The sequence below is a fragment of the Halorhodospira halochloris genome (assembly GCF_002356555.2).
GTDB lineage: Bacteria > Pseudomonadota > Gammaproteobacteria > Nitrococcales > Halorhodospiraceae > Halorhodospira > Halorhodospira halochloris.
The window spans coordinates 322661-338156 of record NZ_AP017372.2; the positions used below are offsets into that span (position 1 = coordinate 322661).

Sequence of the window (15496 nt, forward strand, 5' to 3'; positions counted from 1 at the left end):
CCTTGCATGAGTCATGCGGGAATAGACAGCGAAAAGGGAGAGCAAAGCAATTCCGAAAGTACCTGCTGCACTCCTGACAGCTCCCTCATCCGGTCAGGGTAAGTCCCTGATAACTGCGGCACTGGCTCGGTTGCATAAAAACGCAGGTCGTCGGGTGCGGGTATTCAAACATGGCCCGGACTACCTCGATCCGATGGTTCTGGAGGTGGCTTCTGGAGCCCCGGTTTACCAACTCCACCCTTGGATGATCGGTTCCGACGAGTGCCGTTACCGGGTAGCTGCTGCTGCACAAGATGCCGACGTAATTCTAGTCGAGGGTGCTATGGGGCTTTACGATGGCTCGCCCTCCAGCGCCGATTTAGCAAGCCTTTTAGGCCTGCCGGTAGCGCTTGTAGTAGACGCCAAAGCCATGGCGGAAACCTTCGGAGCGATAGTTGCAGGGATTGCCGGTCACCGAGACGATATCGATATTTTCGGGGTAATAGCTAACCGTGTTGGTAGCCAAGGGCACGCCGCAATGCTGCGCTCAAGCGTACCTCAGAGCCAAGCATGGTTAGGAGCTGTGCCGCGCAGTGATGCCTTGGCCGTCGCAGACCGCCATCTGGGTCTGGTGCAGGCTGAAGAATTACACGACCTGGATGAGCGACTAGGTACAGCAGCGGATGTCCTCGCTGAGGCAGGTTTGGGTGAATTGCCTCCGGCTGTACATTTTGCCGACCCGGAACCACTGCCCCCGCCACCGGCACTGCTCGCCGGAAAGCGCATAGCGGTTGCTCGCGATCGCGCCTTTGCCTTCATCTATCGCGCTAACATCGAGCTGCTTGAAGCAATGGGCGCCGAACTAGCCTATTTCTCGCCCCTAGAAGATCTTCAGGTGCCCGAAGCAGATGCCATTTGGCTGCCAGGCGGTTACCCAGAACTATACGCAGCAGAACTAGCCGCCAACAGCTCCATGCTGCAATCTTTGCGCGACCATCATCGCGGCAGGGGTGGCAGGGGGACAGGCACAGATATGGGTGGCAACGGCAGAGGCGGTAAGGGCGGTAGGGGGACAGGCACAGGAGATTTTAGAGGGACAGGCACACTAGATGGATCCAGTCGCAAAGGGACAGGCACACCAATCCTGGCTGAATGTGGAGGCCTGATGTATTGCGCTACAGAAATACATGACAAGAGCGGCGCGCGGCATGCCATGCTAGGGCTGTTGCCAGGAAAGGCGGAAATGGCTGAGCGCTTGGTGGGATTGGGCCTGCAGTATTGGCAAGCCGGTGACGAGCAGCTTCGCGGTCATACCTTCCATCATTCGCGATTCAATACTGAGGAGCAGCCAGCTGCGTACACAAGCAGACGCAGCGGAGGGGCAGCAGAGCCAATTTTTAAAATGGGTTCATTAACGGCGACATATTTTCATGGGTACTTCCCCTCTGCACCTAAGCTAGTCGCTTGTTTTTTCAGTACTTAGATACTGAAAAGGTAAGGTTAGTGTTGCATTGCCAAGTAGCCTTCTCATGCTGTTGGCAGCATAGAGCTTCTGGCAGTATCCGTCTAAAGTGCCTCTCTAGATGAAGTCCAAAGGCACTTTGGTAGCAGTGAAAGTTAAGGAAAAAACACATGGAAACAGGCCAATACGGGAATTGGCTAACGGTAATAGGCGTTGGTGAAGAGGGCGAGGCGGGTTTATCTCCGGCTGCCCGAAGTATAATCCGTAATGCCGAACTAGTGGTGGGTGGTAGTCGCCACCTGGATTTGGTGGCAGGTCTTATAAATGGCCAACGCCTGATTTGGTCTTCGCCGCTATCAGCAACACTGCCGCAGCTGCTTGCTTGGCGAGGTCAGCGTGTGGTGGTGATGGCTTCAGGAGATCCGCTTTTTTTTGGTGTCGGCAGTACTCTGCAGCGCTACCTCCCGCTTGAGGAGATGTCCCTTATTCCCCATCCCTCCTGCGTGTCATTAGCCGCAGCCCGGCTCGGCTGGACCCAGCAAGACTGCACTACCATCTCACTCTCCGGGCGCCCACTGGAAAGTTTGCGCGCCGTATTGCAGCCAGGGCGTGGCGTCTTTGTGCTCAGCGCTGATGCTTCTACCCCTGTCAGAGTAGCAAATGCCCTAGTTGAGTGGGGATTCGGAGCCACAACTATTTGCGTCCTAGAGGCGCTTGGCGGCCCCCGCGAAGCTATCAGCCATTATTCGGCTACGGACCTCGCACAGAAAACCGAGGGACAGGCACAAAGCCCGGTAAAAAGCCCATTGAATAGTGGGAATACTGAGGGACAGGCACAGAAAGTTGGGCAAGCAGGAGGGGGTCATGGGTCTGGCTCAGAGGCAGAAGAGGAGGCAGCAGGAGGACAGGCACAAGGTTTTGTAGACCAACAAGCGAATGGCGATGTGCCAGCATTTGCCCAAATCAACCTGTTAGCCTTGGATGTGATTGCTGACAGCGGGGCTCGGATAATCCCTTTTGTGCCTGGCCTTATCGATGAGTGGTTCGAGCACGATGGTCAGATAACCAAGCGCGAAATCCGCTCCGTCACGCTTTCTAGCCTGCGTCCACAGCACGGACAAATGCTATGGGATGTTGGTTGCGGATCAGGTTCAATTGCTATCGAGTGGCTGTTGGCCGATTCTTCTACTCAGGCTGTAGCAATCGACCAAGAACCGGAACGGGCAGATCGAGCGGCCCGCAACGCTGCAGCTTTTGGTGTCCCCAGATTGGATGTTCGAACGTCTCTAGCGCCCAAGGCATTCCCTGATTTGCCTACCCCTGATGCGATCTTCCTTGGAGGGGGGCTGCGCGACATAAATGTCATTAAAGCAGCCTGGGATGCTTTGCCCGCAGGGGGAAGGTTGGTGGCCAATGCGGTTGTTATTGAAACCGAGCAGCTACTCTACCAAGGCTGGCAGAATTACGGTGGTTCTCTCACCAGGCTCTCGGTAGAGAGACTAGGTAATGTAGGTTCGCTCCATGCATTCCGCCCTTCTATGACAGTATTGCAATGGGCAGCGGAAAAGTGATGGTAGCTTTTGTGTCTGTGCCTGTACCCTATCTCTTTATTGTGCCTGTCCCCTATCTCTCCCTATCTCTCTCTTACAAGCATATCTGTTGGGCTGCTAGCAGCTGAGACTAGCTACCACGCACCGTGTCGATTTCTCCTTTCAGGATAGGCCCATCTCTTTTTTTGCAAACCAATAGCAGGCTCTGTGGGCCCTGTGGACGAGAGCCCTGAGAGTGTGGGCAGGCGGTGGGCAACCCGTAGGGTTGTCCACGGGCTGTCCATACGGCCCGAAGGGCTCAGGGCGGTGCGAAGCGCTCGTCCACAAGCCCACAGAGCTAAGTAAAGGAGCATGGCGGCGTGCCGCCGAACCGTATTAGCTTGCCAGAATCCTCCACTAAATTTGTACGAGGTTCCAAGGCCGCTAACAGCTTGGATAAGCCGCTATGGCGCCCGCGGCAGATAGCATGCCAATGATGATTAAAACTACCACGTATATTTCCAGCATCCCTCCGGTGCGTATCCGCAGTGGTGACTTGAACCGTTTTCGCAACGGCCATAGCAAAGGGATACCGGTTATGGTCAGCCAATCGGCTAGGAGGTGGAGCAGGTAACCGATAAGAAATGCGGCTAATAGTCCTTCAGCAAAATAGCCCCACTGATAAAGCAGGAGGCCTCCAGCTATGAGTGCGAAGGATGAGTGAGTTATGCCTCGGTGGCTAACAAGTTTGGCCAGCGGGCGAGATATGAATGGCAGGTTGCGACCTATCCAAGAGCGCGGGTAATCAATATCGGGTGCCAAACTGCCTAGGACAGCCGCAGAAAATGTTTCAGGCTGCAGTGGCTGTCCGGTGTATACTGCAAAAGTCGCCCATCCGACCGTTCCGATGGTGACATGAGAGATGGCCATCATTGGTGATTAACCAGTTCCGTCTGTGCTGTAGTCATGGCTCCAACCTGGCGCCGCCTATAAAGACATTCAAAGCGGGTGGCTTGTTCAAGCCACTGCTTATCGGCTATCCCAAGCCGTTGCAGAATAGGTGGCAAGCTATGGGCAAGAGCGCCTTTTTTGTGCGGCCTTATGGCTCTGCCACTGAAATCAACTAATTTAAGGTAATCATCAAAACTGCAAGGAATCCCAAGTTTATAATCTTTTTGTAAAGCATCCTGATCAGTGGCGAGGCCTCTGCTGACGGGATTTGGTTTAGCTATTCTTGAATGCTCAATCGTATCGCAGTTATCGCTGTTAGCGGCTTCAACGGTGGAGCTTTTAAACTTAAGCAGTGGTTTTAGGGGGACTTCAAAGCGGAGAAGAGAACCAGTATCGAGCTGTTCGCGGACTGCTTGTTGAAGATTAAACCTTGGCTCAAGGCGTTCCCGTAGCCCCGTATGTTCACTGGATTCAGGAGTTGAAGCGGCATTTGCCCGGACAGGGTTTAGGTCAACATAAGCCATACAGCTTAAAAGAGCTGCATCATTGAGTAATGCTTGAGATTTAAATCTAGACTCCCAGAAGTGTCCGGAGCACTGATCCTCTTTGTTGGCCTTTCTAGCTATTGGCTCATTAAGGCATTTCATGAACCAACTCAGGCTACCTAGACGCTCCCTATAGCAACCGGCTAGTTCTGCGACTTGAGCAGTTTCAAGTTCATCTAGCTGCTTCTTGGCAAGGTAGCGCTGAACTAGCAAGGGGCCCTTAAATAGGCAGCGCCATCTTTTAATCACATCTTCATTTGACCATGAATTAGCCTGATCTTGGTCGATTTTGACAACAATGTGATAGTGGTTAGCCATAATCGCATAGGTAACGATTTCCACGGCAAAGATTGAGCTAAGCAGCCGGATTCTTTCCTCAATGAACTGCTGTCGATGCTTATAGCACTTCCCGGTTACGTAATCTTGGCCGCAAAGGTAGCTACGCCGAACACAGCGCGACACGACGTGATAAAAAGGTGTACTGGAAAGAGAAATTTGATCACAACGAGGGCGGGGCATACAGGACTCTCCTTAGTCTGTCGATCATCGACCATCTCCTTTGGTCGCACTAATATGCAAATCTTGTAACCGATTGTAGCAGGACATCGAAAAATATAATAGACAACGGGGTTTCGGTGGATAGCTGGATAGGGACAGGCACCGGGGATGGATAGGCAGGGATAGGGACAGGCACAATCTCATGAACTGACGAGGACAGGCACAGACATTGTAATCACAGTGCCTGTCCCCGCTCTCATGTCCCGTGCCTGTCCCCGCTCTCATGTCCCCACTCTCAACTCTCACCAAGTGCCTGTCCCTCACAAAGCCTCACAAACTTGGCAGCTGTTGCTCGAGGTCAGAGAGCTGGAGGGGCTTGCTGATGATGGCATCGAACTCTTTGGCGGCGGCGAGGTCGATGCTGCGGGTGTCGGCGGTAACGGCAATGGTGCGGATGTCTGCTAATTGAGGATCTTGACGAATCGCCCAGAGTATCTCTGTCCCGTGGCAGTCACCCAAATGCAAGTCGAGCAGGACTAAATCGGGTTTTTCCTCGCGCAGGGCAGCAAGGCCACCGGCGCCAGTGTCAGCTTCGCGCAAGGAAATTTGCGGGTTTTTAGCCAGCAATCCGCGTACCAGCAGACGATTGAGTTCCTGGTCCTCGATGTGCAGGACACGCAAGGGGCGAGTCCCAGCGTTTACGCTGTCAAGCAATTCGGGCTCAAGCGCATCGCAAGTGCTACCGCCAGGCGCCTCATCGCCGGTTGCTTCTGCAGGGTTATCGCCTGGCCAAGAGGCTGCGGGTTCAGTTTGCGGGCTACTAGATTTGCCGTCATCGCAAGATTTGCACGATGTGCTTGGGGTGAGGTCAGTAGGGGCGGTTAGAGGCTTTATGTCTGGATCAGATTGCGCAGTGCATGATGTATCCAGATCTGCATAGTCAGCTCCAGTAGCTAGCGGCAAGTGGAGCCGAAATGTACTGCCTTGGCCGGCCTTGCTAGCCACGAGTTCCAGGTTGCCTCCCATCATCTCAGCAAGCTGCTTGGAAAGGCTCAACCCAACTCCGGTTCCAGGCACCTTGCCGTTTTGCTGGTCCGCTCGATCGAAGGCAAGAAAGATGCGCCCCTGCATTTCAGGCCTAATACCATAGCCGTCGTCAGCAATCTCGAAATGGGCCTCGTCGCCGCTAATGCTGCAGCGCAGCGTAACCGTCCCGCCGCGGTTGTTGTACTTAATACCGTTTGAAATGATGTTGCTAAGCACCTGCTTGATCCTGACCGGGTCGCCGTAAAGGAGCGCGTAGGGCCGATCCGGGGGAGCAAAGTGTAACTCGACGCCGCGTTCAACAGCGAAAGGCCTGAGCATCGTCGCAGTCTCTCGGTAGACCGAATCAATGGTTAAAGACTCACTCCTCAGGGTAAGCCCGCCGTTCTCAAGCGCGGTGAAATCGAGCACATCGCCGAGAAGCTCGCGCAGATGATAGCCGGCGCTGAGAATGTGACAGGCATAGTCGCGGCGCTGTTCTGAGGGTATCTCGCCATCGCGTTCCAGTAGTTGCGCGAACCCGAGCATAGCGTTGAGAGGAGTGCGCAGCTCATGGCTCATGATCGACAAAAATTCCGACTTGGCCTGATTAGCTTCTTCCGCCTTGCGGCGTGCCTGCTCGGTTTCAAAGGTGCTCTGGCGGAGAGCAACAATTAACTCATTGATACCTCGCTCCAGCGTCGCTATCTCGTCGTTGCCGCTGGCATTAAGCCGTCGTGATGTTGTCAGATCGTTGGCCATCTCCATAACGCCTTGCTCCGCACCACGCAAGGGTCTGGTGATGCTGCACGCGATTATCATGGCACCGAGTAGAAAGAGAGCCGTTAAGGCCCCGGACATGATCGCAAAACGAGTGGCCAACTCCCACGCAGCTTGGTTGACTCGCTCAATATAGACACCGGAACCAACTATCCAGTCCCAGTCATCAATGCCTTTCACATAAGAGACCTTCTCTGCTTCGCGACCTTCAGGATCGCCTGGCAGCGGCCACTCGTAGCTGTAAAAACCGCTGCCCTGGCGGTTGATTATCTCGACGAAATCGACAAAAAGGTATCTTCCCGAACGATCCTGAAAGTCGCCAACATACTCACCGTCGAGGTCCGGCATAATCGGATGGACAATAATCCGAGGCTCATGATTATTGATCCACAAATACTCACGTGAGCCATCTTCATGAAGACTGTAGCGCATCGACTCAACGGCCTGGGCGGCTCTTTTCTGGGCTTTATCAACCGTGATTTCGCCTTCCGCCGCTCGCTCGGCATAGGACTTAATCATTGAGACAGCGCTTTCGACTACGTAGCGAGCGGCATCTTTGCGCTCTTCTAGGGCCTGGTTGCGTGCATCAAGAGTGGTTATTAGGCCAGCGGTCAGTAGGCCGAGGGGGAGTAAAACGACGAGCGTGAGGAGGCGTTTGCGAACTGAAAAAAGGCGCAGTTTGGCTAGCAAGAAATGCATGACGCCTATCCTTGAGGGGCGAGAATGTCGGGCATTTTCACTGATAATGCGCGCAGTATAGGCCTTGGGAAAGATTAAAATTGCTCTACATCAATATAATAACATAGCGCTCCCGCATGCGCGTGACTCTTATGGCTGAAATCAATAATATTTATGGGTTGCGAGCGTCTTATAATAATTTTTTCAGCGGTATAATGCTTACCCGTTTACCCGTTTACCCGTTTACCCGCTTACCTGGAGGACCCACTAAAAAACTTCCCGGAGCCACTCAGCTCCCCTGGCCTGGAAGTCTTGCGCCTGGGATGACGCCACAAAATGTCTCCAGGGATGGATTCACGGCCCCCTACATGCAGGGGCAGCAAAAACCTCAACGGGGAGGAGTTTTAAAGTTCACATCAAGGCGAAATATCGCCACGATATCCCTCCAAACCGAGCAGAATCGCCTTATGAGGCTCCGGTTCCTGGTAAGTGCGCATACAAGACTCAATCCAGCGGCTGTGCATATGACAGACGTGTACAACGATCGAGGGAACTGTGAGAATTTGCGCCATAGCAAATCGGTGCCGGCCGTTGCCCAGGCGCACAAGCTGACCATGCCGATCAATAGCTACACGAATATCGTCCTTGGGTTTCCCGCCGAGTTCCTGCTGACCCAAAAAACCACTCGCTTTCATGCTCTCAAAAGCATCAAACATACGCTGAAAGTAGTCTCGAATCTCCTGCTCACGTTTAATCCCCTTGCGTACCGACTTCCCACGCACCATCTTGCGGTAGAGTTTGCGGTACTCATCGGTTTGCTCAATCGGCAGGTCCTGTTCGAATATCTGATACACAGTCCGGGTATGCCTGCACGCCTCTCGCCAAGTGCTATCACTATTTAACGGGTAGACGAGTTTATCCCAAGGCCCGGCAACCATCTGGTAGCCGCCAATTATGTTGCTGGGCACGTCGGCATAGTAGTGCCCCACCTTATCCAGCGCTACACGCACACTAAGATGCTTGGCTGGCAGCAATTGGCTACCGGGCTTGCCTGTCCCCAAGCGCTTGGCCTCAATTCGGGTCGCTATTCGAAAAAGGGGGCGCATCGCTGTGTGGGCGGCTGCTCGTCTTGACCGACGTAATCTAGCGGGAATATTCAGCGCTTGGATTTCAGATATCAATTCGTCTATGCCTCACGAGATTAGTTCTAGAGCTCTGGGCTCATTGGAGCTCCTCTTATACATCTGCCGCGGCTCCTGATGTCAAAGGGTTAGCGAGCTAAAGGCGGGGTTTTTAGAGGTGCCCCGCAGCGCTACCAAGTAGTCTGGTCGTCAGAATGGTCCTCTATCTTCAGTGCGAACCACATAGGTACCGGCAACCATATCATGCAGGCCTTGTTTACGGCTGGTTAGGCCGACCATTATATAGCCAATGCCCAAGGTCAGCACATTGAGGATCTCAGCTACATAGCGGCCTGCCGCGTGGCCAAAGCTTATTCTGTTGCCCTCGAGGCTAGTTACCTTAAGGCCGAGAGCGCGTTTGCCTAAGGTTGCCTGCCATGTTGAGGAGTGGAAACCGGCTGTGTATACCAACCAAATGGCAAAAGCAAGAACAGAGTCAATACCCTGATAGAACAGCTCTTCCTCGTGCGTAGTTGGGGCAATCAGCACCAGCAAAAGATAGGATAGAAGGAGCATAGGGATCAGCAGAACCAGCATGTCAATTAGTGCCGCCCCGACGCGAATCCAGAATCCCCCGTAAAGCTTTTTATCTGATTCTTGAGTTAGAGCCTGGTGGTTTTGCGCTTCGCTCATGGATCGACTTCCTTCAATGCTGATAACGAATGGATAACTGCATGGAAAAGTACCTTATCGTGAGAAGGTAAGGCACTGATAGAGGTTTTCGCAACCCACAGGAGAGCTTAAACAACTGATTTGCGGGGCTGCATGGTGCTCGAAAGGCGTCACCTCCCCTGAGTGTCTTTGCCTCTCTTTTTGGCAGCAGGTTGGGCTTACCAAAGTGGGAAGGTTTTTCCGGGGTTGTTTTCGACGTTACGCATACCTTAGGCGAGGATAATTGGACTAGAAGCAATGATTAGCTTTACAGATAACCTGCATGCTATGGGCCAATGGACGTATTGGGCCTCGGTTCTAGATGACGACGATTACTTTATACACTGTTGCCCGAGATGAACTGTCCTACGGTTTGTTTTGTCGGCTAGAGATGTAGATCAGATTGCCTTGATGCCCTTGAGGGCTTCAGTAGGCAATCTAGCACGACTGATGCGCTCATTCTCGAATCCAATTACGCAAAACTCATCCTAGAAAATCAGAACAACCCATCAATCAGAAATGGTAGACAATTTGGGCATCAACCTTTTGTTCCGCACCCCCGAGTTCAGTTACTCCATAGTACTCTTCCTCGTCGTAATCGATCACCAAACCTTCTAGACGAAATGACAGAGGCAAGTTCTTACTGAGCAGCTCGACACCAAGGCCAACTCCGAGTCCACTGAATTCCCGCTCTCTGAAAAGCTTTCCGAGTTATCGCCAGCACGAATATCCAAAGTGCCCTCGAACTCTCTCTCCGTATAGACGGTTTTTAAATAGGCCATGCTTCTCGACGTATGCAAATAACCGAGACGAAGCGAAACTCCATACCCATCCTGTACTTCAACCGTTGCAGTGGCCTCAACATCATCAGACTCCAAGTCAGCTTCTAACAACTCTTCATCAGAGTTGCCGGCACTGTAGAAAAGCTCAAAACCATAATATATTGACTCCGTTGTTGCACCACCCCCCAAAAGGATGTCGAAGGAACTGCCCATTGATCCCAAATGACCAGAGCGAAGCTCAACCGTATTTGTATCTGATTGATTAAGAAGTCCTGTCGTAACATCTGCTTCTAATTCGTAGTGGTAACTAGTCGCTATAGCAGTACCCAAACCGATATACGGACCTTCCAGTGAGGAGGCAGAAGCTGAGCTTAGGTTAATTAATGAGAGCGGGGCGGCTAGAGCAGCTAAGGGGAAAGTAATTTTTCTCATTTTTTATCCTTCTATATTTGCGAGGTGAAGGCATATTCGGGACTATAACCAGGAGTGTCGTGGGTGATTTGCCTCGAGCGTCCCATAAGGCCATAATCTCATGCAACCCAACTGCTCGCGTGTATGCCTTTTAAAAAATCTTCCTGGTGCGGCATGTGGTCGCGAGATGGCTCTGTTATTGCTAAGCGTTAATCTCCCCTGCTAATTCACAAAGGTAGCGTTCCAAAACTATGGACATCTATTTCATAGACGCTGGGCGAACAGTTTTCCCAACGATTCGCGTGACGGGGTCTCACCGTCAAGCAACCGATTGGTCACGCGCCGCGCCGTGGCCCCCGGCGGGGCCCGGTAGCGGCGAGGATAGCGGGTTAGGCCGCGACGGTTGCTGCGCTATATGCGCCGCTGGCTTCATCCGAGCCACCCGAGCCCAATAAGCCCATACGTGCTTCGTCCGATTCCTTGCAGGTCAAACCCCCTCCCATTCAGCAACCGCGCTCGGAACTACTCCTTTAGGGGGGGGTGATGGCCCGCACGGTGCCATCATCGCTTGCGCTGTAGACAGTGTCGCCCTTAACCGCGACGCCGTTGACCGTGCCTTCATGTGCCTCGAATACCCATTGCTCTTTGCCAGTATGAGCATCTATTGCTCGGACGCTGTTATCACCACCGCGACCACCGCTGGCGCTATAGACGGTATCGCCGCTGGCCGCGACGCTACGGACCCCGCTGCTATGCCCCTCAAAGATCCACTGTTCGCTACCGGTATCGGCATCTATGGCACGGACGGTATTATCCATACCGGCGCTGAATACAGTATCACCGTCGGCCTCAACGCCTAGAACCGGACTCGCCCCGTGACCTTCGAAGACCCAATGCTCGTTGCCGGTACTGGAATCTATGGCGCGAACGGTGCCATCGGCGCTAGCGCTGTAAACGGTATCGTCATCGACCGCGACATCTCGGACCTCTCTATCATGCCCCTCGAAGACCCAATACTCGACCCCTTCGAGGATGGCCCTGACGGTTTCATCTTCGTCACCGCCTAGAGGCATGCTGGCTCCGGCGCTGTAGACGGTATTGCCGTCGGTCGCGACTCCGCGAACCATGCCGTCATGTCCGTCAAAAACCCACAGTTCCTCGCCGGCCTCCGCGCCATAGGCACCTATAGTGTGGCCACTGTCGCCAGCGTAAGTAGCCCGGACGATCCCGCGGCTGTCGCTACTGTAGACGGTCTCGCCGGAAACCGCTAGGCTGTGGATCGTCCCGTTATGCCCCTCGAAGACCCGCTGCTCTTCTCCAGTGTCGGAATCGATCGCGCGGATAATTCCATCCTCGCCGCCACTGTATACGGTATGGTCAGCAACCGTGACATCTTTGACCTTAAGGTCATGCCCCTCGAAGACCCATTTCTCGCTCGCCTCTTGCGCTGCCTGCAACTTTTCCTCAGCACGCTCCTTGCGTTCACATGTCGTACAGTTCTCCAGGTAATCAGCATAAGACTCCCCACTATCGGAGTCGCGCGCCTGAGACCACAGGCGCTCATCATCTTGCGCTGCCTGCAACTTTTCCTCAGCACGCTCCTTGCGTTCACATGTCGTACAGTTCTCCAGGTAATCAGCATAAGACTCCTCACTATCGGAGTCGCGCGCCTGAGACCACAGGCGCTCATCATCTTGCGCCGCCTGCAACTTTTCCTCGGCACGCCCCTCGCGTTCGCAGGTCGTACAGTTCTCTAGGTAATCAGCATAAGATTCCGCGCTATCTAACTCACGCGCCTCCGACCATAGCCCCGAATCCATCTCCGTTCGGTTTTGGTCTAGCTGATAGAGGCCTAGTGCCAACGGCAAAGCCACAACACCGACTATAGTCGAAGTTATCCACCACAGACGACGCTCACTGCTAGCACCCTGAGCTACCCCTAGCAAAGTGGCCAAACCAATGAAAAATCTTGCTATCCACCCCCTAGAGTTAGAGGATCCTTGACCTGAGACGGAATCAGATTGAGACGGGGCGGCATTAGTTTCCGGTGTGGGTGTAGCTGGCTCCAGGGCGTCAATTCTGTGCCCTTGCGAACTCTTTTCCCCCATAATCAAAGACAGATACTTTTTGATTATAAACCAATAGACTGCCCAAATTATCGAGCTAATAGCTAGCAAAATACAAAAAAGTATTATTATTCCTTGGGGGTATCCGTGCTGCAGCCCTATCTCCGCTGACAACCCTAACAACGCAAAAACCGCAACACCTAAATAGCCAACCCCCCAGATGTATGCAATGTTGTCCAAATTATTTTGGGAGTGATTTTGATTTTTTATGCTGCGTTGTTTTTGGGCGGGATTACGGGAAAACAAATCATATAATGGTGCCCAAGTGCTCGAATACGGCTGCTGACCGAAAAGACTAGAGCTCTCGGCTTGTAGCCCTCGTCCAAGCCAAACAACAGTAAAAAACATCCAAATGATGTTCCAAATCGGTATCAGGTTAAGCCAGACGAACCAGGGGCTCATGCTGCGATGTTCAACACTGATGGATCGAGCTGCCTGATAAAGTGTGTTTAAATACAGAATCAGCACACCGAAAATGATCGCGTGGATCCATGCGAAATCCAGTATAAATGTCCCTGGGTATATAATAGAAGCCGATAATAACGCCGCCATCAGCGGAGGCACTACCACGCAACTTACAGCTAGAATATATATAGCCACCAACATGGTAAAACCCATTGAAAAGTTTAACATGGGTCCCGCTAAATCTGGATCATAGGCGGCGTTTATAGCATATGCCATTAAAACGTACATTGCCAGCACGAATATTAAATGTCTCCAGCCCTTGCTGATAAATATCATGTTAAACCCTCCAATAACAGTTGCGCTTTAACTTACTTCGGCAACTCCGCACTGCTAATGGAAATTAGCTGAGCGCATCTTTGCTGTCTAGACCGAGGGCTACCGAATGCATCGGGAGGTGATCCTAGGTGCGTCTCGAAGACCCACAGCAATGCCCTTTCTCTCAGCGGGAAATATCATTATATTTACCGAGAAGACTATGATTTTCTACAGAAAAGAACTGCCCGCGCGCGCATCGCACCAGCCTCGAATCTGTTACCACTTCTGTGTCTAAGGCCAGTTGCGACCATAAGAATAAACTTGGACGACTCAGCCCTCCTGCGCGAGGAGGATGAGCGCATCCGTAAGGCAGGCATGTTGTGGTGCAGGATAACGCCCGCAGACGGCTGACCCGCTACAAGCCGCTGGCACCCGCACAATTCGCGAAGGGACCATAATTAATCATTGCGTTGGCGGGTTCTTACTCATTATTATGTAATAACATTTATCAATCCTATTAGAGGAGGTGTCATGACTTCGAGGTCTGCCACTATTACGGCTATCCTGGTTGGCTTTGCAATTGCTATATCAGGGTGCCAGGCACTGTGGCCAGCAGGCGATGCAAAGCCTGAGTTGGGAGAGCAGCAAGAGATTCATCAGACCCTGAACGCGATGGATCCAATCGAATACGGAGAGTACAAACTCGATATTGAGTTCGGGTCCAAAGGATGGATAGCTGAGCGGGAAGGCGAGTATTTCATGGGTGGTAGTTTAGATACCTCTGACACCTCCGAGGGGATGACTCTGACCCTCCAGCAGACTCATCAGTACAATGAGCAGATCGGCTGGGTCGAGTTGGATGGCCGAGGGACAGAGCTGGTCCTGGAATATCAGGAAGATCCCCAGTCGCTGAACCTGCAGTAGTAGGTTAGTGGGGTAGAACGGGATGGCCGTTTCCTTGGCAGCCCTTGTTGGCTGCGTGCGAAGGCATAACTAAGCGCTGGCGGGGAAACGGTCGCCCGCAATACTGACCTGATACATCTCGTACTCCGGATGCTGCACCTTCAGCATGGGGGCCTTAGAGACTGCGTGAGTCCAGTCTACAAACTGCCCAGCAAAACCGTCGCGCTCCGGGTCACCATCGCTTTTGAATTCATACATATCTAACGGGTCTTTGCCGTTATCCCATGGGAAATGGACTTTGCCGGCGGTGCCGTGCTCCTCTGTCTCGAAATAATACTCAGAGTGGCACTGGGCACAGACCAAAGAACGCATTTTCTGAGTAGACTTCTCCTGCCACTCTTTTCCCTGCCGTTCGAGATACTCTTTTAGGGGGACGCTAGTCAGGGTCAAGCGCATTTTATCGTCTGGGTCGTGGCAGTTTGTGCAGCCGATGGTGTGTTCTTCCTGGTCTATGGCTTTACGGTAATCGTGGAAGTTGGACCCCCAAAAATCGTCACCCTTGGCATCAAGCAGATCGGTCATCGCACTTGTTTTGCAGTTCCAGCAGGTAGTTGCTCATTCCGGTGATCGTGACCGCGTTTTCCGTTTGAACGTGACCGATTTTGAGGTCCTTTGCGTAAACCGCGGTCACGTTGGCTCGGAATTCCCGGTCACGTTCACGCGGAAAACGCGGTCACGATCGTCCGGAATACGCAGGTAGCTGGCAAATCAGCATCTTCGCTATAGCGATTTATGCGATCTGTGCTGGTTACGTCCTTAACCGCGTAGCTATGGCCACGGGCACGTTCGTAATGCCATGAGAATGGGTAGCCTAGCCAGAGGTTTTTTAGATACTGCTGGGCGTGTTTGTAGCCTTTAGGTAGAGGGCTTTCGCCGTCATGCTTATCATGCGGCACCGACCCGCCATATTCAGTCATAACGCTATCATCGCGGTTGCGCTGATAGGAGCGGTATTGAGGCAGCCCCTGTTGTTAAGGCTCTCGGGATAGTTGACTCGTTTTTTACCGGAAGACCTCTTCTATGCTGTTAGCGGTCAGTATATTGATAAGCCACTGCTGGATTGTCGGCTCATCAGCCTGCTCGACCCTAGGGCGGTATTGCTCCGCTGCTTCCTTACCAAACTTCTGTTCGAGTAGCAAAAGAAGGGATTTACCTTCACCAGCCAATAGGCCTTCTTGGCTACCCTCCTGGGACCTTCCAGCCTTAGTGGCCTTACC

General features: G+C 52.8%; 12 protein-coding genes and 1 pseudogene. 3 read left to right on the plus strand and 10 right to left on the minus strand.

Features of this window, described 5'->3' with window-relative positions; genetic code table 11:
- Positions 1-73 precede the first annotated feature (73 nt).
- Both HH1059_RS13690 and cbiE read left to right on the plus strand, forming a co-directional pair.
- Positions 74-1462 carry a cobyrinic acid a,c-diamide synthase CobB gene (locus tag HH1059_RS13690; RefSeq protein WP_242469227.1) on the plus strand — a complete coding sequence of 463 codons (1389 nt, stop codon included), beginning with the start codon at positions 74-76 and terminating at the stop codon, positions 1460-1462.
- A 149-nt stretch (positions 1463-1611) separates the two neighbouring features.
- On the plus strand, positions 1612-3012 hold the full coding sequence (gene cbiE, locus HH1059_RS13695) for a precorrin-6y C5,15-methyltransferase (decarboxylating) subunit CbiE (RefSeq protein ID WP_096407469.1): 1401 nt from the start codon (positions 1612-1614) through the stop codon (positions 3010-3012).
- 402 nt (positions 3013-3414) lie between these two features.
- Here cbiE and HH1059_RS01415 read toward each other — a convergent pair whose 3' ends face one another.
- The 7 genes from HH1059_RS01415 to HH1059_RS13030 all read right to left on the minus strand — a co-directional run bounded on the left by HH1059_RS01415 (position 3415) and on the right by HH1059_RS13030 (position 12425).
- Positions 3415-3903 carry a metal-dependent hydrolase gene (locus HH1059_RS01415; RefSeq protein WP_096407471.1) on the minus strand — a complete coding sequence of 163 codons (489 nt, stop codon included), beginning with the start codon at positions 3901-3903 and terminating at the stop codon, positions 3415-3417.
- Positions 3900-4985 (minus strand): transposase, encoded by a 1086-nt coding sequence (locus tag HH1059_RS01420; protein ID WP_096407474.1) that lies wholly within the window; start codon positions 4983-4985, stop codon positions 3900-3902. Before HH1059_RS01420 ends, HH1059_RS01415 begins: the two co-directional genes overlap by 4 nt.
- Before the next feature lie 309 nt (positions 4986-5294).
- Positions 5295-7466, minus strand: a complete 2172-nt coding sequence (locus HH1059_RS01425; RefSeq protein ID WP_096407476.1) for a hybrid sensor histidine kinase/response regulator — start codon at positions 7464-7466, stop codon at positions 5295-5297.
- A 395-nt stretch (positions 7467-7861) separates the two neighbouring features.
- Positions 7862-8626, minus strand: a complete 765-nt coding sequence (locus HH1059_RS01430; RefSeq protein WP_162549278.1) for a hypothetical protein — start codon at positions 8624-8626, stop codon at positions 7862-7864.
- 150 nt (positions 8627-8776) lie between these two features.
- On the minus strand, positions 8777-9259 hold the full coding sequence (locus tag HH1059_RS01435; protein ID WP_096407481.1) for an RDD family protein: 483 nt from the start codon (positions 9257-9259) through the stop codon (positions 8777-8779).
- 632 nt (positions 9260-9891) lie between these two features.
- Positions 9892-10491, minus strand: a complete 600-nt coding sequence (locus HH1059_RS01440) for a hypothetical protein (protein WP_096407483.1) — start codon at positions 10489-10491, stop codon at positions 9892-9894.
- A 509-nt stretch (positions 10492-11000) separates the two neighbouring features.
- The gene (locus HH1059_RS13030; protein ID WP_162549279.1) at positions 11001-12425 is read right to left on the minus strand and encodes a WD40 repeat domain-containing protein; all 1425 of its coding nucleotides are present in this window, start codon (positions 12423-12425) and stop codon (positions 11001-11003) included.
- 1422 nt (positions 12426-13847) lie between these two features.
- Between HH1059_RS13030 and HH1059_RS01450 the strand changes: the two genes are divergently transcribed.
- Positions 13848-14240, plus strand: coding sequence for a hypothetical protein (locus tag HH1059_RS01450; protein WP_096407488.1), 393 nt, complete (start codon positions 13848-13850; stop codon positions 14238-14240).
- Between the two features lie 69 nt (positions 14241-14309).
- Here the strand turns inward: HH1059_RS01450 and HH1059_RS01455 are convergent.
- From HH1059_RS01455 to HH1059_RS13035, 3 genes and pseudogenes are all read right to left on the minus strand, one after another.
- A pseudogene (locus HH1059_RS01455) lies at positions 14310-14807 on the minus strand (ammonia-forming cytochrome c nitrite reductase subunit c552); the annotation flags it as partial.
- Positions 14808-14935: 128 nt separating this feature from the next.
- A complete protein-coding gene (locus HH1059_RS01460) occupies positions 14936-15241 on the minus strand; it encodes an ammonia-forming cytochrome c nitrite reductase subunit c552 (RefSeq protein ID WP_274521885.1) in 306 nt (101 codons plus the stop codon).
- Between the two features lie 39 nt (positions 15242-15280).
- Positions 15281-15445, minus strand: coding sequence for a hypothetical protein (locus HH1059_RS13035; protein WP_162549280.1), 165 nt, complete (start codon positions 15443-15445; stop codon positions 15281-15283).
- Between the last annotated feature and the right edge of the window lie 51 nt (positions 15446-15496).

Bases quoted from the DNA above. Each gene is read 5' to 3' on its own strand.
- cbiE (WP_096407469.1), top strand. From the start codon at position 1,612: ATGGAAACAGGCCAATACGGGAATTGGCTAACGGTAATAGGCGTTGGT.
- HH1059_RS01415 (WP_096407471.1), bottom strand. From the start codon at position 3,903: ATGATGGCCATCTCTCATGTCACCATCGGAACGGTCGGATGGGCGACT.
- HH1059_RS01420 (WP_096407474.1), bottom strand. From the start codon at position 4,985: ATGCCCCGCCCTCGTTGTGATCAAATTTCTCTTTCCAGTACACCTTTT.
- HH1059_RS01425 (WP_096407476.1), bottom strand. From the start codon at position 7,466: ATGCATTTCTTGCTAGCCAAACTGCGCCTTTTTTCAGTTCGCAAACGC.
- HH1059_RS01435 (WP_096407481.1), bottom strand. From the start codon at position 9,259: ATGAGCGAAGCGCAAAACCACCAGGCTCTAACTCAAGAATCAGATAAA.
- HH1059_RS01440 (WP_096407483.1), bottom strand. From the start codon at position 10,491: ATGAGAAAAATTACTTTCCCCTTAGCTGCTCTAGCCGCCCCGCTCTCA.
- HH1059_RS01450 (WP_096407488.1), top strand. From the start codon at position 13,848: ATGACTTCGAGGTCTGCCACTATTACGGCTATCCTGGTTGGCTTTGCA.